Here is a 23,344-nt window from a genome sequence, read left to right as displayed (position 1 = left end):
GGTTGTCAGACAGCCCCTCCCGAATCGGTCCCACTCTCCGCCGCTCTCGTGGCGAAGCGCGTGCGAATGTACTCCCGAGCGCTGTCGGGAGGGAGCTTTACGGTCCCCGGGCCGCTGCGCACGAAGAAGTCGCCCTCGCTCGCTGCCTCGAGTCCCTTCCACTTGAGAAACACCGGCTCTGGGCTGCGCTGGCAGGTCACGACGCAAACTGTTTTGCCCTGCACGACCTGGCACTTCGGATCGATGCAGGTGCCCGCCCGATCGCCCAGCCCGTTGCGAACCACTTGCGCGAGGTGGAGCATGAACTTGTCGTCGGACTCCAGACGGTCGGCCTCGATACCGACAATGCTGCCGTCGTCGGCCACGCCGATCAGCAGATCGCCGCCATCGGTGTTCAGGAACGCGGCGATCGTCTTGAGCACGGCGTGCGTCACGCCCTTGTCGTCCTGTCGGTCTTCCTTGAGGCTCCAGCGCAGCGTGGACTTGAACTCCAGTGTCTTGGACTCGCCGCGCTTGATCAGCTCCTCGGCGTTGCGGTGGGCGCGCAAGTACTGGTCGAAGAGGAAGTTCTTGACCGCCTCGCCGAAGGCGCGGTCGTCGGTGATGCGCTTGTAGAGTTCGAAGTTCGAGTCGACGATCTCCTGGATTACCTGCTCAACCTTCTGGTCAAAGGTGAGCCGCACGTTCTCGCGCGTGTTGACGCGCGCGGCGGCATCCAGCGCGGCGTCCTCGTCCAGCTTTTCCATCATCTGGCCGAGCGTCACGCGGTGCTCGGGGCCGAGGTTGAGACCGAAGCGCTCGTTCAGCTCGGCGATGATGCGCGAGAGCGCTTCAAGCTCTTCCGGGGACGCGCCGTGCGCGCTCTTCGTGATCACCGGGTCCAGCACGCCGGGCTTGCGATCGAGCGCGATCCTGCCGCTGCCCGTCTGCTGGATCCGGTACGACTCCATGTCGATGTTCTGCTGCACCTCGCGCGGGAGCGCCTCCCGGTCCGCGGGCAGGAGCCGCCGCAGGTGGCGCGCGAAGACGTAGAGCTTCTCTAGGCTCGCGTCGGCGAAGGGCATCACCTGGGCGAGGAATGCGTAGAGCCGCACATAGTCGGTGAGCTGGCCGCGGAAGTCCGTCTGCTCCTCCTTCGAGAGCGCCTGGAAGCGATCGACCAGCGGGTTCAGCACGGCGTAGAGCCGGTCCTGCGTCGCCTTGGGATCGAAGTAGACCTTCGCGAACGCCTCGATGTCCGCGCCGGTGTACACGGGGAACGCGGCGAGCCGGTGCTCCATCTCGTAGAGGAGGTTCGGGTCGGTCGCCTCCGAGAGCAGCGTCGTCTCGTAGTAGGGCTCGAACGCCGCCTGGATCTCGTGCGCTTCGTTGGCGAAGTCGAGCACCATCGTGCTTTTCTTCTCGGGGTGCGTGCGGTTGAGCCGCGAGAGCGTCTGCACGGCGTTCACGCCGCCCAGCTTCTTGTCCACGTACATCGTGTGCAGCAGCGGCTGGTCGAAGCCGGTCTGGAACTTGTTGGCGACGATCAGGAACCGGTACTCCGGGCGCTCGAACGTCTTCGCGGTCTGCGCTTCGGGGAAGCCGTTCATGTTGGCCTCGGTGTAGTCCTTCCCGCCGTCCTTGACCGTTCCCGAGAAGGCCACCAGTGCCTTGAACGGATAGCCACGCTCGGCGAGGTACTTGTCCACCGCGAGCTTGTAGCGCACCGCGTGCAGGCGCGAACGGGTGACGATCATCGCCTTCGCCTTGCCGCCGATCTCGCCCTGCACCTGCGACGCGAAGTGCTCGACCATGATCTTCACCTTCTCGCCGATCGCGTGCGGGTGCAGCTCGACGAACGACTTGAGCAGGTACTCCGCCTTCCGCTTGTCGTAGCGCGGGTCGTCCTCGATCTTCTTGAGCAGCCGCCAGTAGGCCGAGTAGGTCGTGTAGTTCTGCAGCACGTCGAGGATGAAGCCCTCCTCGATGGCCTGGCGCATGCTGTAGAGGTGGAAGGGCGCAAACTTCCCGTCCGCGCGCTTCGTGCCGAACAGCTCGAGCGTCTTGGGTTTCGGCGTCGCCGTGAAGGCGAAGAGCGAGAGGTTCGGAACGTGACCGCGCTTCACCGCCTCGGCGAGCGCGAGGTTGTCCACCTCGTCCCCGCCTTCTTCACCTTCCGCATCCTCCCGCTCGGCGTCCTCCAGGCTCTTCGCCGCCAAAGACGCTTTGAGCGACTTCGAGATCTCGCCGGACTGCGACGAGTGCGCCTCGTCCACGATTACGGCGAAGCGTCGGCCGGGCAGCTCGCCGATCTGGTCGGCGATGACGGGGAACTTCTGCAGCGTCGTGACGATGATGGTCTTGCCCGACTCGAGCGCCTCCTTGAGCTGGCGCGAGGTGGTGTCGATGTTCTCGACCACGCCGAGCGTCTGCTCGAACTGGCGCATCGTGGTCTGGAGCTGGCGGTCGAGCACGCGCCGGTCCGTGACGACGATGATCGAGTCGAAGACGCGCCGGTCGCTCGCGTCGTGCAGCGTGGAAAGCTGGTGCGCGAGCCAGGCGATGGTGAAGCTCTTGCCGCTGCCGGCCGAGTGCTGGATGAGATACCGCTGGCCCGGGCCGCGTGCGCGCGCGTCGGCGATGAGCCGGCGCACGCAGTCGAGCTGCTGGTAGCGCGGGAAGATGAGGAAGCGCTTGCCGGTCTTCTTCCCCTTCTCGTCCTCCTCTTCGACCTCGTGGATGAACTGGCGCACGAGGTCGAGCACGCTGTCGCGCGCCCAGGCCTCTTCCCAGAGGTAGGCGGTGGCGTAGCCCTTCTGCGTCGGCGGCACGGGCGGATTGCCGGCGCCGCCGAACTTGCCCTTGTTGAACGGCAGGAAGCGCGTCCGCTCGCCCGCGAGGTGCGTCGTCACGTAGACGAGGTCCGGGTCCACCGCGAAGTGCGCGAGGCAGCGGCCGTACTTGAGGAGGGGCTCGCGCGGGTCGCGATCGGTCTTGTACTGCCGGATCGCGTCCTCGACGTCCTGCCCGCTGAGCGGGTTCTTGAGCTCTGCGGTGAAGATCGGGATGCCGTTCAGGAACAGCACCAGGTCGAGGCTGTTCTCGTTCTTCGTGCTGTAGCGCACCTGGCGCACAATGGAGAACAGGTTCGCCTGGTACAGCCGCCGCGTCTCCTCGTTGAGTCCGCTCGCCGGGCGGAAGTACGCGAGCTGGAACTTGCAGCCCGAATCCTTGATGCCGTTGCGCAGCACGTCGAGCGCCCCGCGCCGCTCGATCTCGGCGGCGAGGCGCCGGAGGAACTGCTCCCGCACCGCTGATCCGTGGTGCTGCTCGAGCTTCTTCCATTCCTTCGGTTGCGTGGCGAGCACGAAGTCCACGACATCGCGCGGCAGGAGGCAGAGCGCGCGGTCGTAGTCCTCGGGCTTGCGCCTGCGGTAGCCTCCGGGCGGGTTCTCGCCGTACGGCGGCGAGGGCTCGCGGACCGCCGTCGCGTCGCCCGGGCAGGCGTCGGGGCCGTACTGGAGCAGCGCGCACTCGATCGCATCCTCGAAGGCGCGTTCGGAGATCTTCGGGTTCACGCGGCGCCTCCCCTTCCCAGGACGAACCGCGCCCGTTCTACGCGGAGCATTTCGTAGGGCGTCATGCACTTGATGCCCAGCCCGAGGCAAGCATCCGGGATCTTGATCTTGCGGGGCGACGCGGCGGGCACTTCATGCGTCACGACGACGTGCCCGCCAGTATGTGCCTGAGACACGAGGTAGTAATCGGCGACCTGCAAGAAGGTGCTGATTGCCGAGGGCTCGTAGTGTTGCGACGAGGCCCAGGTGCTCACTGTCGCGAGCGAGTTCTGCACGCTGGCATCGGGGCGAAGGAAGAATCCCGGCCCGCGCTCTCGCGCCCAGTCGGACAGCTTGTCTGCCATGGCGAGCAACTCGTGGCCGACCTTCTCGATGCTGAAGACTTTGCCGGTCGCGTTTTGCTCGACGAGCCATTCCCAAAATGCTGGACAGAAATCGAATCCGTAGTGCAGGTTCTTCGCCCGGATGAACACGTCGGCATCGAGGAGGTAGGCCATCAGAACCCGACTCCCAGGCTGTGGCCGAGCTCTCGGAACGTGGACATTTTGCGGAAGCCGAGCAGCCGGAAGGCTTCCGTGAACGAGGAGCGCCCTTCGAGCGTGCTGACGACGAGTGCGCGGGCGAAGCGCTTGCTCGCTCTTGCGCCGAGCGTCAGATAGAAATTGCCGCCGCTACTACCGGGCAGCGCGCGCAGCCGCTCGACCTCGGCCTCGTATGCCTGCCAGTACGCCTCGCCGCGCAACGTGCCGGCGTCGTGCATCCGACGCAGGATGACGAGCGTGCTCACCTTGAACCGCCGCGCGAGGCGATCAAGTTCGGCGCGCAGCTCGGCGCGGCGGTCGTGCGCTTCGCGAAATGCAGCAAGCGGGACGAGTAGCTCCGCAGCCACCTGGTTGCACCAGCGCTCGACTGCCCGAGCCGGTACCTCCGCCGCGCGCGCGTCGGAGAGCGCCGATTGCCCGAGCCAGATATGGGCGAGCTCGTGCGCCAGCGTGAACATCTGGGCGGCCTTGCTGTCCGCGCCGTTCACGAACACGAGCGGCGCAATCGGATCGGCGAGCGCGAAGCCGCGAAACTCGTTCGGGTCGAGCTTGCGGCGGTTGTTGCTGCCGACCACGCCGCACACCATCACCAGCACGCCGAGCGCGTCCGCCTGCTCGATGAAGCGGCGCAGCGCCTCGGTCCAGGTGGGCATCTGTCGACGCGCGTCGAGGTCGAAGCCCAGCGCAGCGCGAATTCTTGCGGCCGCTTGGACCACGTCGTCTTCCAGGCGAAGCGAACCGACGAAAGAAAGCCGCTCTTCGCCCACTTGGCGCGCGAAATCGCGATACCAGTCCTGCCGCTGCTGGCAGAGGTACACGGTGTCGAGCAGATCCGGGCTCGGACGTTGCACCGGACGGTCCGCGCGCGTGCGGAAATCCGGAATTGGCAAGGGCTCGTCGGGCGGCTCGCGCAGGAAGAGGTAGCCGATCGGCACGTGTACGGTCTTCGCGAAGTCTTCAAGCTGCTTCAGCGTCGGCTGCACTTCGCCCGCATCCCATGCCGTCAGACGTGGAAAGCGGCCCGTGAGGTCGTCGAATCCGAGCCGGGCGCGCTCGCACGCCCAGGCGAGCATGCCGGGTGCGACCGCCACACGCGGCGACGTCATGCAACCTCCTCCCGCACGTCGATCTTGCCGGTTACCGCGGCGGAGATGAGCGCGGTGCGGAGTTCCTTGAGGCGGTCGATGGCGTCACGGATTTTGGCGATGAGGGCGTCGATTCGGGCGGTCTCCCGGTCGAGGAACGCGGCGATGGCGCGTTGCTCGGGTTCGGGGGGCACTGCAGCCGGAGTGTCGCGCATCTGGCCCTCGTTGACCGAAGGCACGGCGCCCGGGTTTGCCAGCTCCCCCATGTCCAATCCGCTGAGCCAGTACAGCGCCCAGGTTGGATCGCATTCGTAAGGAATGAAGCCCATCATGTTGTTGTCAATGCACGAGGGGCGCACAAGCAGCCTCCTGCGGTTCAGCAACAGGGCGGCTCCGACCTTCGCGAAGACGATGGTCCGCGGCGGAAACACGAAAGCGCCCAGCCTCCGCGCCGTCGCCCGAGAGACGCTGTGCTGATGCACGAGCATCTCCCGTTCGTTCCCGGGCATGCCCATGTCACCAACCTTGAAGAACGGCACCTCCTCATCGAGTACACCTTGCTCATCATCGGGGAAGCCTGCTCCAGCCTGTAGTTCGCCGATGCGCTTGAGGGCAGTGGCCGTCCAATGCACCGGAATCTCCCCCAGCCACTCGACGCCGGAGTCCTTCATGGGGACGGTCGGGTCGAGGCCCTTGGTGACGGCGCGGGTGATGAGGGCCGTGCGCTTCTCCTGGAGCAGCTCGATCAGCCGCTCCTTCTTCGCCACCAGCGCATCGATCCGCGCCGTCTCCCGGTCGAGGAACGCGGCGATGGCGCGTTGCTCGGACGGAGGCGGCACTAAGGTCGGCGTCTGAGTCACCAGATCGAGCTCTAGACTCTCAACTGTCGCGCCTTCCTTCTTCCATGCAACGAGAAGCTCTCGCTGCATGCCCGAGATGAACTGTGCCAAGTAGTCTGATAGAAGGATCTCTCTGGGTATCAACGCCTTCAGATCTTGATTTAGCGTCAGCTCGCGACCCGCGATCGCAACCGGGATACTGTGCGCAAGGATCCCAGAGCGAACGACGATCAATACTGCTCCTTTGGGCACAAGCTTAGTCGCACTCTCCCGCACAGCTTGCAGCGTGATCTTGTCTTCCGTGTCATCGACAATCCACACCTTCATGTCCTTGGGCGACACCCAAGGGATGTCTCCGCGCCAGTACTCGATACTGTCCTTCGTCGGCGTACCACCTCCGCGAAATTCAACGAGACGCTTCAGCCGCTTCACCTCCCAATGCGCCGGAATCTCCCCCAGCCACTCGACGCCGGAGTCCTTGTACGCCGGGTACGGCTTGAACCGCCGAAGCGGCTCCGCGCGCAGCATGCGCACCGCTTCGCTCACGACGCTGCCTCCTGCGCCAGCCGCTCCGGACTCCAGATCCGCTCCGCGAGCCGCTGGTAGAGCGCCTGCCGCGCGTCGAGGTCGGCCTTCCGGAACTCGGCGTGCGCACGGAACGGCAACCCGCTTTCGGCGATGAACCGCTTGAACCCCGGGTTGTGGTCGTAGGCGCTCTCGTGGAGGCTCCGCGCGAGCAGGTTCTGCCCGGCGTAGTGCTTGCGCTTCTCCGCGTAGGGCAGGTCACCGTAGCTCGCGTTGAAGCTCTTGGGCAGAAGAAGCAGGCCGCCGATGCGGTTGCGGTACTCCTGGAACTCGCTCGGGTGGCCGAACTCGTCCTGGTGCCGCTCCGGGTGGTCGGCCCAGACGTGCTCGATCTCGTAGCCCTTCTTCCCCCGCTGCGCGTACTCGGCATAGCGCGACGCCTGGCCGGAGCGGGTCTCGACGTAGTCGGTCATGCGCGCGAGCAGGCGGTGGATCTGCCGGCCGTTCATCCCGTGCAGGCGGAAGGCGCCGTTCGCGGCGAAGTCGGGCGCGGTCTCGGGGTCGAGCCGGTCCTTGAGCATCGCGGCGAGCTCGGTGGCGGTCCTGCCACGCACGTCGCGCATCACGAGGAACATCGCGTACTGCATCGTCGAGTAGTCGATGGCGCGGAAGTTCCAGATGCGGCGGTGGATCAGGATGTCGAGGTAGGTGGCCACCACCCGCACCTTGCGCAGCGCCGTGGCCTCGTCATCCTCGACGCGCAGCGGCGCGAGCAGCACCGGATACTGGAGCGTGAAGTTGTGCTGTGCGTTGAAGTGCACGCACTCGAGCCCGGGCGTCAGCGTTTCGGCCGCCCGGCGCAGGCGCTCGTACCAGCGGGCATAGAAGGCGAAATCGCGCTCGATGAAGCGCGCGAACTCGGCGCTCGCCGTGAGGCCGAGCCGCTCTTCGTGATCGCGCACCCAGCGGTGGAACTCGGTGCCGATGAGGTCGAAGTCCTGCGGCGCGGCGCCGCGCTTGCGTTCGCGGATGCTCTCGGCGTACTGGCTGCGCAGCCACGACTTGATGCCGTCGGCGTCCTCGTCCTTGCCCAGCTCCGCGAGCGCCTGCACGCGCTCCTTCCAGACCTTGCTCGCCCGCGTGCGCTTCTCCGTGTCGGTGATGTTGGCGAGGAGATAGCCCTTTAGCATGTCCGCGGGCGTGAGCGAGAGCCCGCGGTCGTTCATCGTCTCGAAGATCGTGTAGGCGTCCTCGTCGGAGTAGGCGGTGATCTCGACCAGATGCACGTTCTCGACCAGCCAGTCCACGAAGTACGGCAGCGCCGGACCGGCGAGCTCGTCCGGGAAGAGGTCCTCCAGCTCCGCGTAACGGGCGAGGATGTTGGCGATGGACTCGGGCGGGTCGGGGTCGGTGAACTCCTCGCCCTTGTAGAGCGCCTCCATGCAGGCGGCGCGCTCGGGAATGTCGAGGTTGAAGGAGCGCTTGCCGTACTTCTGCGAGAAGATCAGGTCGGCGATCTGTCCTTTCTGCTCGGCGTCGTCTAGGCGGTGATGCAGGAAGATCAGGAGCAGCGTCAGCGTGGTCAGGCGCTGCTGCCCGTCGATGATGAACTTCTGCCCGTCCTTGTCACTGACGATGATCGAGCCGAGGAAGTAGTGACCGTAGTCGGCGACGGCGCTGCGCTCGTTGCCGTCCTCGTGGCTTTCGAGGAATTTGGCGGCCAGGTCGTCGATCAGCTCGGCGAGCTGCTTGCGCTGCCACTTGTACTCGCGCTGGTAGTAGTCGATCGAGTACTTGCGGCCGGCGAGCAGTTCGCGCACGGTGCGACCCTTGCCGTCGATCTCGCGCGAGGGTCGGGGGGTGGTGGTCATCGTGCCTCCGGTGGTTGTTCTCGCGACCAGGGGCCTCCGGGTGGCCAAACGAGATCAAGGGAGCGGCCGTCACGAGCAGCCCCCATGACAGGCTCGACGAAGGACGCGATTTGGGCTGTCACCTCGCCAAGTTGTGCGGGTACGGACGAGAGTCCGCTTTTGCGCAAGAACGCCTCCCACTGGGCCTGCTTACCCGGGATCGCAGCGAATTGGCGCGTCAACGCCACCGGCAGCGAGGCAGGGACTGGCGTGCGGCGGCGCTCGAACGTCGCGCGCACCGACGCGGCGAGCACGTCGCCGTCGAAGCGATAGTGGCGCGCCAGCGCCAGGATGTCGAAGAAATCGCGCAGGCGGCTATTGACCTCGCCGAGGACGACTATCGCATGGAGCTTTTCGGCGATGGTGGTTTCCGGCCGATAGGCCCGCAGCTTGGGCCGCGGCAGATCGAGCAGGCCGGGATACTCGAGCCACTCGGCCTCCGGATAGACGGCGTCACCGATGCCGACATCCACCTGCACATAGAGCCGGGCGGTGCCTAGCCTGCCTTGAAGCGTGGCGCGCATACCGCCATAGAAGTCGTCCTCCCGGATCGGTGCCACGCGCACCGATGACGGTAGGAATTCCACTCCATCCGGCTCCACGCGGACGCTACACACTTCCGCGAAGATCATGGCCAGCGACTGCTCGGATATGTCGCCGAAGCCGAGCAGGTCGGCATCCCGCGTGGGCCGGATGGTCTCCCCCAGCCACACGAGCATGAGCAGCGCACCCTTGAGCACGAACCGATCGGCATGGGGCGAGCGGGACAGGCGATAGAGGAAACGCTCCAGGCCGTAACGCGTAAGGACCAGGTTGGGATCGAGGCCCGTCGCCCGCGCGTGGCGCACGAGCCGCGCTTGGAGCGACATGGGGAGCCCCTTGGTCTGCGCGGTCATGCCGCGAGCGCCTCCAGATACGGCCGCATCACGCGCTCCACGCGGCAGATACGGGCGTAGCGATGAAGCTCGTCCATGGTGAAGCGCCGCGCTCGCCAACCTTCGCGAAGTGCTTCCAGCGCCACGTCGAGGCCGATCTTGTTGCGGTATTTGAAGAGGTCCGCGATGGTCTTGGCGACGCCGTAGATGCGCACCGTCTGGCCTTCGATGCGGTGGGTCTCCACGCCTTCGCGGAGGGCTTGGCCGCTGAAGCGCACGACGCGCAGTCTCGGATATCGGATCGAAGGGTGGCGCGCGGAGCGGTCGAGCGCGATCCACACCTCGTGGGGGAGCTGCGTCCCGAGCCGATGAAAGTTGAGTGCGGATAGCAGGCACACCACGCCCTCTGGTACCGCAGCGGCCGCTAGGGCCAGTCCATGATGTTCGCTGATCGGCGCGTCGGCTCGCCGGTAGACACCACGCCCGACTCGCTCCAGCACGCCGGATCGGACGAGCCGGCTGAGCGTATGGGTGTGAATGCCCGCTTTGGCGACTTCTGCGCGAGTCAGCACGCCACGGCGGGCCGCGAGCCGCAGAACCCGATCAGCAGCAGCCGATGGTGCCATGTGGCAAAGTGTAGACAATTATACACAAATGTCAACGTTTCGCCACGGTCCTCCTCTCGGCCGCCGCTTCGCGCGAATGTCGGCACCCACGCGTACGTGCCGACGCTTTGCGCCCTACCGGTCGGCACCGCCTCCCGTCACCTCCGCCAGCATCCGCACGATGTCCGCCTCGATGGCGCGGATGTCGGCCTCGATCTCCTCGACGGGGCGAGGCGGCGTGTAGCGGTAGAAGTAGCGGTTGAAGTTGATCTCGTAGCCGACGACGCCGACGCGACCGTCCCGCGGGTCGCGCTTCCCGGTGTCGATCCAGGCATCCGGTACGTGCGGCCGGACTTCGCGGTCGAAGAAGGCTCGGACGCTGGCCGGAACGCCCGCCGCGTCGGCGGGATCGTCGCCTTCGGGCAGCGGCACGCTCTCGGTGTCACGCAGCTCGGGATCGGGCTCGGGATTGCCGTCCTTGTCGCGGCAGATCGCGGCGGTCTCGTCGCGCTCGGAGAGCGCCGACAGGATCGCCTTTTCGGCGGGCGCCGTAAGCTTGAGACCGGCCTTGCGGGCCGCCTCGCGGAGCACGCGCTCGAACTCCTCCCGATGCTTGTAGAGCGTATCGGGCAGACCGCGCAGGAGGGCGCGAATGGCGTCCTGCAGCTTCAATCCCTCGGCGCGTTCCTTCTCGCCGGCAGCGCCCTTCTTCTTCGATGTGGCGAGATTTTGAAATGCCTTCTCGTCGTCGAGTCGTGCGATCCGCTCCGGCGTCGCCTGGAAGTTGAGCTTCAGCGGCCGCTCGACCGTGATCTTGCGGAAGCCGAAGTGCGTGGTCGGGAAGATGCGGCTCACGACCACCTCTTCTTCCTTCCCGTCCTTCACGATCCGGCGCATGTCGCCGTCGCGGAAGTCGGCGAGGATCTTCAGGATGTCCTGCGCACGCTCCGGCGGGATCTCGCGGCGCTTGTCGCCGAGGCTCTTGCGCATCGGCACCCAGAAGCCGCTCGCGTCGATGAGCTGGACCTTTCCCTTGCGAGCCGCCGCCTTGCGATTGGTGACGACCCACACATAGGTCGCGATCCCGGTGTTGTAGAAGAGCTGCTCGGGCAGCGCGATCAGCGCTTCGAGCAGGTCATGCTCCAGGATGAATCGCCGGATTTCACTCTCGCCGCTGCCGGCGTCACCGGTGAAGAGCGGCGAGCCGTTCGTGATGATGGCGATGCGCGACCCGCCTTCCTTCGGGTCCTTCATGTGCGCGAGCATGTGCAGCAGGAACAGGAGCTGCCCGTCGCTGATCCGCGGCAGGCCCGGGGCGAAGCGGCCCGAAGCGCCGCGCTCGTGCTCGGCGCGCACGGCGTCCTCGTCGCGCTTCCAGTCCTTGCCGTAGGGCGGGTTCGCGATCATGTAGTCGAAGCTCCGCCCCGCGTGCTTGTCGTTGGAGAGCACGCTGCCGTAGGCGATGTTGTCCGCATCGCGTCCCGTCGGATCCTTCATGAAGAGATCGGACTTCGAGACGGCCCAGGTCTCCGGGTTGACCTCCTGGCCGAAGAGATGGATCTCCGCGTGCGGGTTGATCGGCGGCCGGAGCAGATCACCGTTCTTGCGAAGGCCGACGGTGACGTGTTCCTTGGTGATCATCAACATGCCGCCGGAGCCGCAGCAGGGGTCGTACACGGTGCAGACGATGCCCTTGCGGCGGATGCGCTCGGCGTCGCCAGCCAGCATCAGGTCCACCATCAGGTGCACGACGTCGCGCGGCGTGAAGTGCTCGCCGGGATTCTCGTTCAGCGCCTCGTTGAACTTCCGGATCAGCTCCTCGAAGATCGTGCCCATCGTCGGGTTGTCGATCCTGTCCGGGTGAAGGTCGACCTCCTTGAAGCGCTCGAGCACCTGGAAGAGAAGGCCCGCTTCATCGAGCTTGCTGATCGTGTTGTCGAAGTCGAACTTCTCGAGCACCTCGCGCATGTTGGGGCTGAAGCCGGCGATGTAGTTCCGCAGGTTGGCGGCGAGGTGCGGCGCGTCGGCGAGCAGCTTCTCGAAGTCGTAGCGCGAGGTGTTGTAGAAGGCGAAGCCCGATGCGCGCCGGAGCTGCGCATCGAGATCCTTGAGCCCCTTGCCTTTAAGCTCTGCCTGACGCTTGAGGACGGCGTCCTTCGTGTCGGCGAGCACGCAGTCCAGGCGGCGGAGCACCGTGAGCGGCAGGATCACGTCCTGGTACTTGCCGCGCTTGAAGGTGTCGCGGATGAGGTCCGCGACACCCCAGAGGAAGCTGACGATCTCGCTGTGGTTCATGGGCAGGTGCTCCGGTCTGCAGTGGGCGACGAACTGTCCTTCCAGCGCTTGTCGTCGCGCAGGCGCTCGCCGCCCCAGTCGGAGACGTTGAACGGCGGGTTGGCGAGGATGAAGTCGGCCTTGAGGTCGGGGAAGCGGTCGTTGTGGAAGGTGTCGCCGTGGGCGATCTGGCCCTCGATGCCGCGGATGGCGAAGTTCATCTTGGCCAGCCGCCAGGTCGTGTAGTTCGACTCCTGGCCGTAGATCGAGATGCCTGCCTGCCGCGCCGCCACGCTTTGCGGCGCAGGCAGGTCGGCCTTGGCCTTGCCGCCGTTGCCGTTGCCGTTCGCGTGCGCGCCTGCCTGTGCGTGTGCGCACGCAGACAGGCGGATGAACTCCACCGACTGCACGAACATGCCGCCCGATCCACAGCAGGGGTCGTACACGCGGCCGCGGTAGGGCTCGAGCATCTCGACCAGGAGCTTGACCACACAACGCGGGGTGTAGAACTCGCCGCCATTCTTCCCCTCGGCGCTCGCGAACTGCGAGAGGAAGTACTCGTAGACGCGGCCGAGCACGTCCTTGGCGCGGTTCGCCTCGTCGCCGACCTTGATGTCGCTGATCAGGTCGATGAGCTGGCCGAGGCGCGTCTTGTCGAGCGCCGGGCGGGCGTACTCCTTCGGCAGCACGCCCTTCAGCGCCGGGTTGTGGCTGCGGCCGCCGCTTCGCGGCTTGACGTGCGCTGCGCTCACGTCAGCCTGCGCCGAAACTTCGTTTCGCGCTCGATCGCGGCCATCGCGTCGTCCACGAGCTGGCCGATGGTCGGCTGCTTCGCCTGCGAATGGAGATACTCCCATCGGGCCTCAGGCGGCACCCAGAAGACGTTGTCCCCGCGGTACTCGTCCGGGTCTTCGGGGTCCGCGTTCTGGTCGCGCTGCGCTTCGAGCTTGGCGTGGTGCTCCTCGAAGGCATCCGAGATGTACTTGAGGAAGATGAGGCCGAGGACGACGTGCTTGTACTCGGCGGCGTCCATCGAGCCGCGCAGCGCATCGGCCATGCGCCACAGTTCGGCCTCGTAGCCCACAATGGCGCCGTTGTTCTTTGCCGTTTTCGCTTCGTTCTTCGATCTTGTCATCCCGTTCCTTGTGGGTCTTCTGGGTCTGGGAGCTGCTAGGGGTTTCCGAGCCGAGTCCGGGCACCGGCCCCATGCTCCGGTTGCCTGGGACAGGGGTGGATTAAACGCATTCCTTCCTCCTCTGGCAAGAGGCATCCCATCGGGATAGGGTTGAACTTCTCGGTGCCCCGAACCGGGGAGGGTATAGCGGGCGCGGGCGAGGCTTATTCACAGTGGGAGGGCTTCAGCGCCTGGGCCGCGGCGGCGCGTTGCGGGTCCCGGGCCCACCCCCCGGACGGAGCCGGCTAACGCGGTGGCGGCGATCAGGTGGGCGTCGAGGTCGCCGATGCCCTGGCTCATGAGCCGGTGCCGCTCGAGGAAGGCATGCGCTGCCGCGCCCTTGCGGCGGGCGTCTGCGACTGCGTGACGTCGGAAGTGTCTTCTTCACAACACCCTCCACCATGGCGCCGCGAGCACGCGGCGCGTGAGGGGGAAGATGTCCTCGCCGCCGTAGAGCAAAAGACCGCCATCGGCGCGGTCGGCGTATTCCTCGAGGAAGGTTTCCAGACCTTTGGCATCGGCAGGCAGCACGCGCGCGGCGGCCTTGACCTCGACGGGCAGGAGCCGACGGCTCGTCTCGATCACGAAGTCCACCTCGGTGCCCTCGGCGGTGCGCCAGTAGAGCACTTCGGGCCGCGGCGTCGTGAGTGCCCGCCAGGCGATGAGGTCGAGCAGCACCAGGTTTTCCAGATGCGCCCCGCGGGGCTCGGCTTCGCCGCTCAAGTGCAGGGCGAATGCGGTGTCGCACCAGTAGAGCTTGGGGGTTTTGATCAACCGTTTGGTGCGGTTGATGGCAAAGGCGGGCAGGCGGAAGGCGAGATAGCTCGCCTCGAGCACATTCAGGAAGCGATGCACCTGTGGCTGGCTGATGCCCACATCGCGGCCGAGCTCGGCCTGGTTGAGCAGCGAGCCCAGGCGCAGACAGGCGGCTTGCGCCAGACGGCGGAACTCCGCCAGGTTCTCTACCGCGCGCAGTTCGGGCAGATCGCGCTCGAGATAGGTCTGGAGGTAGCCGGAGAACCAGATGGCCCGCTCGTCGGCGGTGGACAGCTCGTGCGCGGGAACGGGGAAACCGCCGCGGCGCACGGCCTCCCGCCAGTCGGCGGGGGCGCGTCTTGCGCCCTCCAGCACGTCGCGCCACTTTGCCGCGCGAACGGCGAGGAGTTCGCTCCACACACCGGTCCTTCCGGCGCCGGCCAGCTCGCTCACCGTCAGGGGCCAAAGCGTCACATAGGCGGCGCGCCCGGCCAGCGTCTCGCCGATCTGCCGCAGCATGAGCAAGTTCGCCGATCCCATCAGCACAAAGCGTCCCGGGCGACGGGGCCGGTCGCGATCCACGGCGCGCTTAACGGCGATGAGCAGGTCTCTTGCGCGCTGCACCTCATCGAGTACGAGCGTGGAGGCGCGCGATACCAGCGCTTCGGGATCGGCCTCGGCCTGAAGCCGCAGGTCCAGGTCATCGAGCGTGAAGTACGGTCGAGCGGAGAGCTCGGGGTGCGTGCGAACGAGCGTGGTCTTGCCGGTCTGCCGCGCGCCCAGCAGCACCACGACGGGCATGACGCGAAAAGCCGCCTCGAGCGCGCGGGAAGCGGCGCGGGGGAGCACGGTGGCGTGCGGGCTCGATTCCATGGGCGTATGATAATCATACTCTAACGGTATTGTCTGACCGGCCAACCCTCGTCCGGCTGGGGTCGGCAAGGCTCCTCCGCTCGAGCCAGTAGCTCCGCGAAGTCGTCGTTCACGCTGGTTACGCCGAAGTCCGGCTCGCGCCGGAACGGCCGGCGCAGGGGGCGGACGCGGTGTCGGTCCTCGCCCCATCTATGGCGCCGGGAAAGAGGGCCGCGTTGCGAGGGTTTCGGTGGCGTAGGTTGAAGTGCGAGACGCGCCATCGTGCCCGCCCAGCCCCGCCTCCGGTATAATGCGCCCCCACTGATCCGGCTTGCGCCCCGTCCGCCGGCGCGGGCTTCCTCCCGAAGTGCCGCATTGCGCGGCCCCGATCCGTCCGATGAACGTCCTGTACGAAGAAAGCGGCACCCTCAAAGCCGGCGCCGTGCTCGCCGACAATGTGACCTCGCTCCACGTGGAGTCGCCCCACGGCAAGCGCACCAAGGTGAAGGCGGGGAACGTCCTGCTGCGCTTCGCCGAGCCCGCACCCCTGGCGCTGCTGGAGCAGGCCAAGACCCTCGCCGACACCATGGACCCGGACTTTCTCTGGCAGTGCTGCGGGAGCGAAGAGTTCGGGTTCGAAGACCTCGCCCGGGAGTATTTCGGCCATCCGCCGTCCCCGGTGGAGGCCGCCGCCGTGCTCCTGCGGCTGTGCGCCGCGCCCATGTACTTTTACCGTCGGGGCAAGGGCCGCTTCCAGGCGGCGCCGCCGGAGAACCTGAAGGCGGCGCTGGCGAGTCTGGAGCGCAAGCGCCAGCAGGCGGAGCGACAGGCCCAGTACGTGGAGGCGCTCAAGCGCTTCGAGCTTCCCGAGGCGTTCCGGCCCCAGGTCGCGCGGCTCCTGTACGACCCGGACAAGCAGTCCCTCGAGTACAAGGCGCTGGAAGCGGCCTGCAGCGAGTTGAAGCTCTCCCCCGCGCGGCTCTTCGAGCGCTGCGGGGCGCTCGCCTCCAGCCACGACTATCACCTGCAGCGCTTCCTGTATCAGTACTTCCCTCAGGGGACGGGATTCGATCCGGGCCTCGAGCCCGGGGCGCTCCCTGAGCTGCCCCTGGCCGAAGCGCGAGCCTTCTCCATCGACGATGTGACCACCACCGAGATCGACGACGCGTTCTCGGTCACCCGCCTTCCCGGCGGAGCCGTGCGGGTGGGCATCCACATCGCCGCGCCCGCCCTGTCCGTGACCCGGGGCTCGGCCCTGGACCAGGAGGCGCGGCGGCGGCTGTCCACGGTGTATATGCCCGGGGCCAAAATCACCATGCTTCCCGACGCGCTGATCGAGCGCCATAGCTTGAGCGAGGATGGGGACCGGCCGGCCCTCAGCATGTACCTGGACTTGAGCCCCGAGCTGGAGGTGCGCGCCATCGACAGCCGCCTCGAGCGGGTGCGCATCGCCGCCAACCTGCGCCACGACGCGCTGGAGGCGCAGTTTAACGAGACGAGCTTGGCCCAGGGGCGGCGCGATTATCCCTTCGCCGAGGAGTTGGCGCTCCTCTGGGCGCTCGCGAACCGGCTCCAGGCGGCCCGCGGCAAAAACGGGGAGAGCGAGCAGGCGCGGGTGGACTACAACTTCTACGTGGTGGACGACCGGATCACCATCACCGAGCGGCGCCGGGGTTCCCCCATCGACAAGGTGGTGGCGGAGCTCATGATCCAGGTGAACCAGGCCTGGGGCCGGCAGCTCGCCGAGGCAGGCTTCGCCGCCATCTACCGGGCCCAGGGCGCTTCCGGCGTGCGCATGACCACGGTGCCTTCGCCCCACCAGGGGTTGGGGGTGGAGCAGTACGCCTGGTCTTCCTCGCCCTTGCGGCGCTATGTGGACCTCATGAACCAGCGCCAGTTGATCGCGCTCATTTCGGGGGAGGCGCCGCCTTACGCCCAGGGAGACGAAGAGCTCTTGGCCGCCATGCGCGACTTCGAGGTGACCTACGACGCCTATGGCGAGTTCCAGCGCACCATGGAGCGCTATTGGTGCCTGCGCTGGCTCCTGCAGGAGGGGGTTCGGGCGACCGGCGCCGAGGTACAGCGGGAGGGGGTGGTGAAGGTGGACCGCATCCCCCTCTATCTGCGGGTGCCTTCCCTTCCGGAGCTTAAACCCGGCACCCGGGTGCGGATCGAGGTGGGGGAAATAGACCTGTGGGAGCTCACGGTGCAGGCCCGCTTCGCGGGCGTGGAGGCGGAGGCGCTTCGGGCCTGAGGGCAGCGGTGGGCAAGGGTCGGAAAATTCGTGCCGGTCTGCTCCCTCAGCGTGTAGAGTGCGCCTTGGCGCACCAGCGACCCGTGCGGCGCGGGCAGGCTGCGCTCTACGGACCGGTGACTGCGCGCACCCCATCCCCTTCCCAACCCCCCCTTGAAGGGGGAGGAGTACAAGTGCAGCCGGCCTCCTCCTTGAAGCGGAAGGAGCAGAAACGGGTAGTGAATTGTTGACGAACGGTGAACTCCGGACAGTAGAGGGGAATCCGTCTGCCCGAGGAGAAGGGGCCCGGCGAAAGCGCTTCCCGCGCCGGCGTGACTCACTCGAACGAAAGCTCTACAATCGGCGCAGCTTTCTTTTGTAGCACATTCTTCCGAAACCGATTCTTCGAGGACGTTTGGCCAGCGTGATGGCAGCACGAAAGCTCTTCGGGGCGGGCGGATGGCCCCGGGGCCACGCTTTCGATCCGTCCACCCGCATGGCCGTCGCCCTGGGGTTCTCGGTGGCGCTGCACGGCTTCGTCGCCTTCGGCGTGGGCTTCAAGCTCCCCGATCCCTCCAGGGTGGTGAACACCGCCCCTCCCATCGAGGTGATCCTGGTGAACGCCCGCACCCGGGAGGCGCCGGCCAAGGTGGAGGCCTACGCCCAGGCGAACCTGGACGGGGGCGGCAACACCGACGCCCCGCGCCGGGCCAAGAGCCCCCTTCCGGCGAAACAGAAAGACACGCCCTCGATGGAGCTCGCCCAAGCGGCGCGCCGGGTCCAGGAGCTGGAGCAGAAGGCCAGGCGCTTGATGGCCCAGGTGAAGGAGCAGGCGCCGCCGGCCCCCCCGCCTGCGGAACCGAAAGAGAGCGAAAAGGTGGAGGAGCCGCCCCAGCCCGAGCTTCCCGATGCTTCCGAGCTGATGGCCCGGAGCATGCAGCTCGCGCGCCTTCAGGCCCAGATCGAAAAGGACTGGGAGAGCTACCAGAAGCGTCCCCGGCGCAAGTTCATCGGCGCCCGGGCCACCGAATACCGCTTCGCCCGCTACGTGGAAGACTGGCGCATGAAGATCGAGCGGGTGGGCAACCTCAACTACCCGGACGAAGCCCGGCGCAACAAGATCTTCGGCAACCTGGTGGTGACCGTGTCCATCAAGTCCGACGGGGAGGTGGAGAAGGTGGAGATCAACCGCTCTTCGGGGCACAAGGTGCTGGACGAGGCGGCGCTGCGCATCGTGAAGCTAGCGGCCCCCTTCGCGCCGTTCCCCGAGAACATCCGCAAGGACACGGACATCCTGGTGATCTCCCGCACCTGGATCTTCACCCGCTCGGATCAGTTGATCGCGGAATGAAGGCATCGCAGGAGGACCCGGGATCGATGGTGCTGAAGCCTTTCGCTCCCTGTCGATGCGTTTCGCTTGCGCTCTGCGCGCCCTTTGGGAGACGGCGGCGTTCTGTAGGGTGCGCTTTAGGGCACCGCTGGGGAGCGTTCTTGCTCCTGCGCCGGTTGGCGGTGCGTTTCGCGGCGCTCAACGCACCCTACGGCGGGGTAGGCCTCTTGATCCGGTGCGTTTCGCTGCGGGCGGCGGTTCGTTTTTGATATTGATCTCCGATTCCTGAAATGCCCGACCGCTACGCCGTCATCGGTAACCCCATCGCCCACAGCCGCTCGCCTTGGATCCACGCCGAGTTCGCCCGCCAGACGGGGCAGGATCTGACCTACGAAGCGATCCTGGCGCCCCTGGACGGCTTCGCCCAGGCGGTGCGCGCCTTCCGCGATGCTGGCGGCCGGGGCATGAACGTGACGGTACCCTTCAAGCAGGAGGCGTTCGCCCTATCCGACGCCCGCACGCCCCGGGCGGAGCAGGCGGGAGCGGTCAACACTCTCACCTTCGAGAATGGGCGCATCCTGGGGGACAACACCGACGGGGCGGGCCTGGTGCGGGACCTGGAGCAAAACCTGGATTTTCCCCTGGCGGGGCGCCGAGTACTCCTCATGGGGGCAGGGGGCGCCGCCCGGGGGGTGCTGCTTCCGCTCCTCGCCCGGGGCGTAGCACGCCTCACGATCGCCAACCGCTCCGTATCCCGGGCGGAGGAGCTGGCGGCGATCGCCCGGGCGGCAGGGTATCAGGACGTGACGGCCCGGGGCTACGCCGCGCTTGCGGGCCAGGCCTTCGACCTGGTCGTCAATGGCACCTCCGTCTCCCTCGCGGGGGAGCTTCCGCCCCTTCCTTCCGGGACCTTCGCCCCCGGATCCCTGGCCTACGACCTGGTCTATGGCCGGGGGACGACCCCGTTCCTGCGCTTCGCCCGGGCGCGGGGGGCGGGGCGCATCGCCGACGGGTTGGGGATGCTGGTGGAGCAGGCGGCCGAATCCTTCCTGGTATGGCGGGGAGTGCGGCCGGCGACCCGGCCGGTGATCGAGCGGCTCGCGCGGGAGCTGCCGCCCCTGGATTGAGGGGGCCGGGGCATTCGCCATGAAGGGGCTCGGCCGCTTCATTCTGCGCGTGGCGTTGCTCGCCCTGGTGGCCTTCATCGGCTACCAGCTCTGGATCTTCGGCCACGTCCTCTATTGGAACACCTTCAATCCGCAGAGCACCGCTTTCATGGAGCGGCGGCTTGCGGAGCTGCGCCGGGAGCATCCCAACGCCCAGCTCAAGCACCGGTGGGTCCCCTACGGGCGGATCTCGCCCCATCTCAAGCGGGCCATCGTGGCGGCGGAGGACGCCCGGTTCCTGGAGCACGAAGGCTTCGACTTCGAGGCGATTCAGAAGGCCTACGAGAAGAATCTGAGGGAGGGACGCATCGTGGTGGGGGCTTCCACCATCAGCCAGCAGCTCGCGAAGAACCTTTTCCTGTCGCCGGAGCGCACCCCCTGGCGCAAGGCGCAGGAAGCCCTCATCACCGTCATGCTGGAGGCGGTGATGAGCAAGCGCCGCATCCTGGAGATCTATCTCAACGTGATCGAGTGGGGCAACGGGGTGTTCGGCGCTGAGGCCGCCGCGCGCCACTACTTCGGCACGTCCGCCGCGGCCTTGAGCGAGTGGCAGGCAGCGCGGCTCGCCGCCATGGTGCCCAACCCCCGCTACTACGACCGCCGCCGCAATACCCGCTGGCTCGAGCGCAAGACCGAGATCATCCTCGCTCGCATGCCCGCGGTTCAGGCCCCCTAGACGCCTCGCGTGTTTTCTTGGTGGCTGGCGCGACCTTCGCGTCAGCCGTTCGACCGCCCCTGCGTTTATCGCCTAGAATTCCAGCATTCTCTTTGAAGCCCATGAGCGAAGTCGAGGAAACCAGGCGCGCGTCGGAGGCGCCCCAAAGCGACCTCCAGGAGGTGATCGACCTGCTCCACAAGCACGAGCTGGTGGAGAACATGGTCCATCGCCAGGAGATGCCGCGCCACGAGATGGTGGAGCAGCTCGTGCACAAGCAGCACCTGACGGAGCTGCAGAAGAAGCTGGATGCCATGCACCCCGCCGACGTGGCCCGGCTGCTGGAGGTGCTGCCCCTGGAGCAGCGCCTGCTGGTGTGGGACCTGGTCAAGGCCGAGCGCGACGGGGAGATCCTGCTGGAGGTCTCGGACGCGGTGCGGGAGAGCCTCATCCAGAACATGGATGAGGCGGAACTGCGGGCCGCCGCCCAGACCCTGGACACGGACGAGCTGGCGGACCTAGCCCCGGACCTCCCGCCCCAGGTGATCGAGGAGGTGATGCTGTCGCTGCCGGCCGAGGAGCGGGCGCGGCTGCAGTCGGCCCTGTCCTATCCCGAGGACAGCGTCGGGGCGCTCATGGACTTCGACATCATCACCGTGCGGGAGGACGTGACCCTGGAGGTGGTGCTGCGCTACCTGCGCCGGCTGGACGAGTTTCCCGATCAGACCGACAAGCTGTTCGTAGTGGACCGCACCGGCACCCTGAGGGGGGTGCTGCCCATCCAGCGGTTGCTGCTCCACGACCCGGAGACCGTGGTCAAGGAGGTGATGGAGCAGGACATCGTCACCTTCCGGCCGGAGGACAAGGCGCGGGACGCGGCCAACGCCTTCGAGCGCTACGACCTGGTGAGCGCGCCGGTGGTCTCCGCCGACAACAAGATCGTGGGACGGATCACGGTGGACGCGGTGGTGGACTACATCCGGGAGAAGTCCGAAGCCGAGGTCCTGGGGCTCGGGGGCCTGGAAGAGGAGGAGGACCTCTTCGCCCCGGTGATCAAGAGCGTGAAGAACCGCTGGGCCTGGCTCGCCATCAACCTGGTGACCGCCTTCATCGCCTCCCGGGTGATCGGCATCTTCGAAGGCACCATCGCCCAATTGACCGCCCTGGCGGCCCTCATGCCCATCGTCGCCGGCATCGGGGGCAATTCAGGCAATCAGACCATCACCATGATCGTGCGGGCCCTGGCCCTGGGGCAGATCACCCGGGAGAACGCCAGGAAGCTGTTCCTCAAGGAGATCGCCGTCGCCCTGGTGAACGGCGTCGTCTGGGGGGGGGTGGTGGGGCTGTTCGCCTACGCCATCTACCAGAGCGTGCCCCTGGGGCTGGTGATGATGGCCGCCATGATCCTAAACCTGTTGCTCGCAGCGGTAATGGGAGTGACGATCCCCCTCGTCCGCTATCGGCTCGGGGCCGACCCGGCCGCGGGTTCCAGCGTGATGATCACCGCCATCACCGACAGCGGCGGGTTCTTCATTTTCCTGGGACTGGCGACCCTCTTCCTCACCTGAGGCCTGCATGGGGAATTTCGACCTGGCGGTGATCGGCTCGGGGCCCGGGGGCTACCGGGCCGCGGTGCTGGCCGCCCTGCGGGGGCTCACCGTCGCCATCGTGGAGAAGGGGCAGTGGGGCGGCACCTGCCTCAATCGGGGCTGCGTGCCCAAGAAGGCCTGGCATCACACGGCGATGCTGATGGCGGAAAGCGCCCGGTTCGCGGACCGAGGCGTGGAAGGCCGGCTGCGGGCGGATCTCGCCGGGGCCTGGCAGCACCAGCGCCGCGTGGTGGCGGAGGTGCGGGAGAGCTACGTAAATTACATGAAGCGCCTGGGCATCCGGGCGTTCACGGGAGAAGCCCGCCTGCGGGATGCCCACACCGTGGCGGTAGGCGGCGAAGCGTTCACCGCGGACCACCTGATCCTCGCCACGGGCTCCGTGCCCTTCGTTCCCAACACCTTGCCCAGAACCGAAGGCCGCATCCTCACCACCGACGACCTGTTCGATTTCCCGCCGCCGCCAGGGCGGCGGGTGGCGGTAGTGGGAAGCGGTGTGGTGGGCACCGAGATGGCCTTCATCCTCGCCATGCTGGGCTGCGAAGTCCTGTGGCTCACCCATGCCGAGCCCCTCTCCCGCGCCGGCTTCAGCAGGCCGGCCTTGAAGCTGCTGCGGGAGCGCCTCGTTGGTTTCGGCGTCGCCCCCCGCACCCGCTCCCGGGTGCGGGGGGCCCGGATCACGGCGGAAGGCGTGGTGCTCATCCTTCCCGACGGGTCCGAGGAGCGGGTCGACTGGGTGCTCCTCGGCAGCGGGCGTATTCCTTGCACCGCCGGGCTGGGGCTTGAGACGCTGGGCGTGAAGACCGACGCTGCCGGGTTCGTGGTGGTGGATGAGGCCCAGCGCACGAGCGTTCCCCATATCTTCGCCATCGGCGACGTGGCCAACCCCGCCATGACCTCCAACCACGCCCTGGCGGAGGCCAGCGTGGCGGTGGCCAATATCCTGGCGCCCGACTCCCGGCGGCGGGACGCGGAGGCGGTGCCGACGCTCGTCTACTCGGCCCTGGAATTGGGACGGGTGGGACTCAACGAGGACGAGGCGGAGGCCCGGGACCTGGAGCCGGCGGTGGGCTTCGCCGCCTTTGAGGCGAATCCCGCGGCCCTGGCCCAGGACGCGCCGGAGGGTTTCGTTCGGCTCGTGGCGGACGCGGATGGCGGGACGCTCCTCGGCGCGGAGGTGGTGGGGCGCCAGGCGGACGAGCTCATTCATGTGATCGCCCGGGAGCTGCGCAATCCCCGCGCCCTTGCGAGCCTCGCCCGGGCCTTCTACAACCATCCCACCCGGGCCGAGGAGTTCCTGAACGCGGTGGAGACCCTGGCCGCCAAGTGGGCCCTGCAGGGGCCGGTCTTCGGCGACGG

General features: G+C 67.0%; 15 protein-coding genes and 1 pseudogene. 6 read left to right on the top strand and 10 right to left on the bottom strand.

Annotation, left to right across the window (positions count from 1 at the left end; translation table 11 throughout):
- Positions 1-5: 5 nt before the first annotated feature.
- The 10 genes and pseudogenes from ACUVYZ_RS15050 to ACUVYZ_RS15005 all read right to left on the bottom strand — a co-directional run bounded on the left by ACUVYZ_RS15050 (position 6) and on the right by ACUVYZ_RS15005 (position 15,015).
- Complete coding sequence (locus tag ACUVYZ_RS15050; RefSeq protein ID WP_439933169.1) at positions 6-3,557, bottom strand: RNA-binding domain-containing protein; 3,552 nt, start codon at positions 3,555-3,557, stop codon at positions 6-8.
- Positions 3,554-4,054, bottom strand: a complete 501-nt coding sequence (locus ACUVYZ_RS15045; protein ID WP_439933170.1) for a DUF4411 family protein — start codon at positions 4,052-4,054, stop codon at positions 3,554-3,556. Before ACUVYZ_RS15045 ends, ACUVYZ_RS15050 begins: the two co-directional genes overlap by 4 nt.
- Positions 4,054-5,205, bottom strand: coding sequence for an ImmA/IrrE family metallo-endopeptidase (locus ACUVYZ_RS15040; RefSeq protein WP_439933171.1), 1,152 nt, complete (start codon positions 5,203-5,205; stop codon positions 4,054-4,056). Before ACUVYZ_RS15040 ends, ACUVYZ_RS15045 begins: the two co-directional genes overlap by 1 nt.
- Positions 5,202-6,569 (bottom strand): restriction endonuclease subunit S, encoded by a 1,368-nt coding sequence (locus ACUVYZ_RS15035; protein ID WP_439933172.1) that lies wholly within the window; start codon positions 6,567-6,569, stop codon positions 5,202-5,204. The genes ACUVYZ_RS15040 and ACUVYZ_RS15035 overlap by 4 nt, the downstream gene beginning before the upstream one ends.
- On the bottom strand, positions 6,566-8,419 hold the full coding sequence (locus tag ACUVYZ_RS15030) for a DUF262 domain-containing protein (protein ID WP_439933173.1): 1,854 nt from the start codon (positions 8,417-8,419) through the stop codon (positions 6,566-6,568). Before ACUVYZ_RS15030 ends, ACUVYZ_RS15035 begins: the two co-directional genes overlap by 4 nt.
- Positions 8,416-9,354 carry a nucleotidyl transferase AbiEii/AbiGii toxin family protein gene (locus ACUVYZ_RS15025; RefSeq protein WP_439933174.1) on the bottom strand — a complete coding sequence of 313 codons (939 nt, stop codon included), beginning with the start codon at positions 9,352-9,354 and terminating at the stop codon, positions 8,416-8,418. Before ACUVYZ_RS15025 ends, ACUVYZ_RS15030 begins: the two co-directional genes overlap by 4 nt.
- Complete coding sequence (locus tag ACUVYZ_RS15020) at positions 9,351-9,959, bottom strand: type IV toxin-antitoxin system AbiEi family antitoxin domain-containing protein (RefSeq protein WP_439933175.1); 609 nt, start codon at positions 9,957-9,959, stop codon at positions 9,351-9,353. The genes ACUVYZ_RS15025 and ACUVYZ_RS15020 overlap by 4 nt, the downstream gene beginning before the upstream one ends.
- Positions 9,960-10,073: 114 nt before the next feature.
- A complete protein-coding gene (locus tag ACUVYZ_RS15015) occupies positions 10,074-12,233 on the bottom strand; it encodes a type I restriction-modification system subunit M (RefSeq protein ID WP_439933176.1) in 2,160 nt (719 codons plus the stop codon).
- 14 nt (positions 12,234-12,247) lie between these two features.
- Positions 12,248-13,347: pseudogene (locus ACUVYZ_RS15010) on the bottom strand (type I restriction-modification system subunit M); the annotation flags it as partial.
- 423 nt (positions 13,348-13,770) lie between these two features.
- A complete protein-coding gene (locus tag ACUVYZ_RS15005; RefSeq protein WP_439933177.1) occupies positions 13,771-15,015 on the bottom strand; it encodes an ATP-binding protein in 1,245 nt (414 codons plus the stop codon).
- A gap of 376 nt (positions 15,016-15,391) precedes the next feature.
- Here ACUVYZ_RS15005 and ACUVYZ_RS15000 point away from each other — a divergent pair, with 376 nt between their 5' ends.
- The 6 genes from ACUVYZ_RS15000 to ACUVYZ_RS14975 all read left to right on the top strand — a co-directional run.
- Positions 15,392-17,248, top strand: coding sequence for a ribonuclease catalytic domain-containing protein (locus ACUVYZ_RS15000; protein WP_439933178.1), 1,857 nt, complete (start codon positions 15,392-15,394; stop codon positions 17,246-17,248).
- A 406-nt stretch (positions 17,249-17,654) separates the two neighbouring features.
- Positions 17,655-18,578, top strand: a complete 924-nt coding sequence (locus tag ACUVYZ_RS14995) for an energy transducer TonB (RefSeq protein WP_439933179.1) — start codon at positions 17,655-17,657, stop codon at positions 18,576-18,578.
- A 269-nt stretch (positions 18,579-18,847) separates the two neighbouring features.
- Positions 18,848-19,684, top strand: a complete 837-nt coding sequence (aroE, locus tag ACUVYZ_RS14990; protein ID WP_439933180.1) for a shikimate dehydrogenase — start codon at positions 18,848-18,850, stop codon at positions 19,682-19,684.
- A gap of 19 nt (positions 19,685-19,703) precedes the next feature.
- A complete protein-coding gene (mtgA, locus tag ACUVYZ_RS14985) occupies positions 19,704-20,399 on the top strand; it encodes a monofunctional biosynthetic peptidoglycan transglycosylase (RefSeq protein WP_439933181.1) in 696 nt (231 codons plus the stop codon).
- Between the two features lie 101 nt (positions 20,400-20,500).
- Positions 20,501-21,946, top strand: a complete 1,446-nt coding sequence (mgtE, locus tag ACUVYZ_RS14980; RefSeq protein WP_439933182.1) for a magnesium transporter — start codon at positions 20,501-20,503, stop codon at positions 21,944-21,946.
- A 7-nt stretch (positions 21,947-21,953) separates the two neighbouring features.
- A partial coding sequence (locus ACUVYZ_RS14975) for a dihydrolipoyl dehydrogenase family protein (protein WP_446033082.1) occupies positions 21,954-23,344 on the top strand: 1,391 nt, incomplete at its 3' end.

It is taken from the genome of Pelomicrobium sp. P1 (assembly GCF_052805615.1).
The sequence above is the reverse complement of the archived record's forward strand: the minus strand, read 5'-3'. Positions and strand labels throughout refer to the sequence as shown.

Excerpts from the sequence above, each read along its gene's own strand:
- ACUVYZ_RS15045 (WP_439933170.1), bottom strand. The coding sequence starts at position 4,054 with ATGGCCTACCTCCTCGATGCCGACGTGTTCATCCGGGCGAAGAACCTG.
- ACUVYZ_RS15000 (WP_439933178.1), top strand. The coding sequence starts at position 15,392 with ATGAACGTCCTGTACGAAGAAAGCGGCACCCTCAAAGCCGGCGCCGTG.
- ACUVYZ_RS15040 (WP_439933171.1), bottom strand. The coding sequence starts at position 5,205 with ATGACGTCGCCGCGTGTGGCGGTCGCACCCGGCATGCTCGCCTGGGCG.
- ACUVYZ_RS15005 (WP_439933177.1), bottom strand. The coding sequence starts at position 15,015 with ATGGAATCGAGCCCGCACGCCACCGTGCTCCCCCGCGCCGCTTCCCGC.
- aroE (WP_439933180.1), top strand. The coding sequence starts at position 18,848 with ATGCCCGACCGCTACGCCGTCATCGGTAACCCCATCGCCCACAGCCGC.
- ACUVYZ_RS14995 (WP_439933179.1), top strand. The coding sequence starts at position 17,655 with ATGGCAGCACGAAAGCTCTTCGGGGCGGGCGGATGGCCCCGGGGCCAC.
- ACUVYZ_RS15020 (WP_439933175.1), bottom strand. The coding sequence starts at position 9,959 with ATGGCACCATCGGCTGCTGCTGATCGGGTTCTGCGGCTCGCGGCCCGC.
- mtgA (WP_439933181.1), top strand. The coding sequence starts at position 19,704 with ATGAAGGGGCTCGGCCGCTTCATTCTGCGCGTGGCGTTGCTCGCCCTG.
- ACUVYZ_RS15030 (WP_439933173.1), bottom strand. The coding sequence starts at position 8,419 with ATGACCACCACCCCCCGACCCTCGCGCGAGATCGACGGCAAGGGTCGC.
- ACUVYZ_RS15025 (WP_439933174.1), bottom strand. The coding sequence starts at position 9,354 with ATGACCGCGCAGACCAAGGGGCTCCCCATGTCGCTCCAAGCGCGGCTC.
- mgtE (WP_439933182.1), top strand. The coding sequence starts at position 20,501 with ATGAGCGAAGTCGAGGAAACCAGGCGCGCGTCGGAGGCGCCCCAAAGC.
- ACUVYZ_RS15015 (WP_439933176.1), bottom strand. The coding sequence starts at position 12,233 with ATGAACCACAGCGAGATCGTCAGCTTCCTCTGGGGTGTCGCGGACCTC.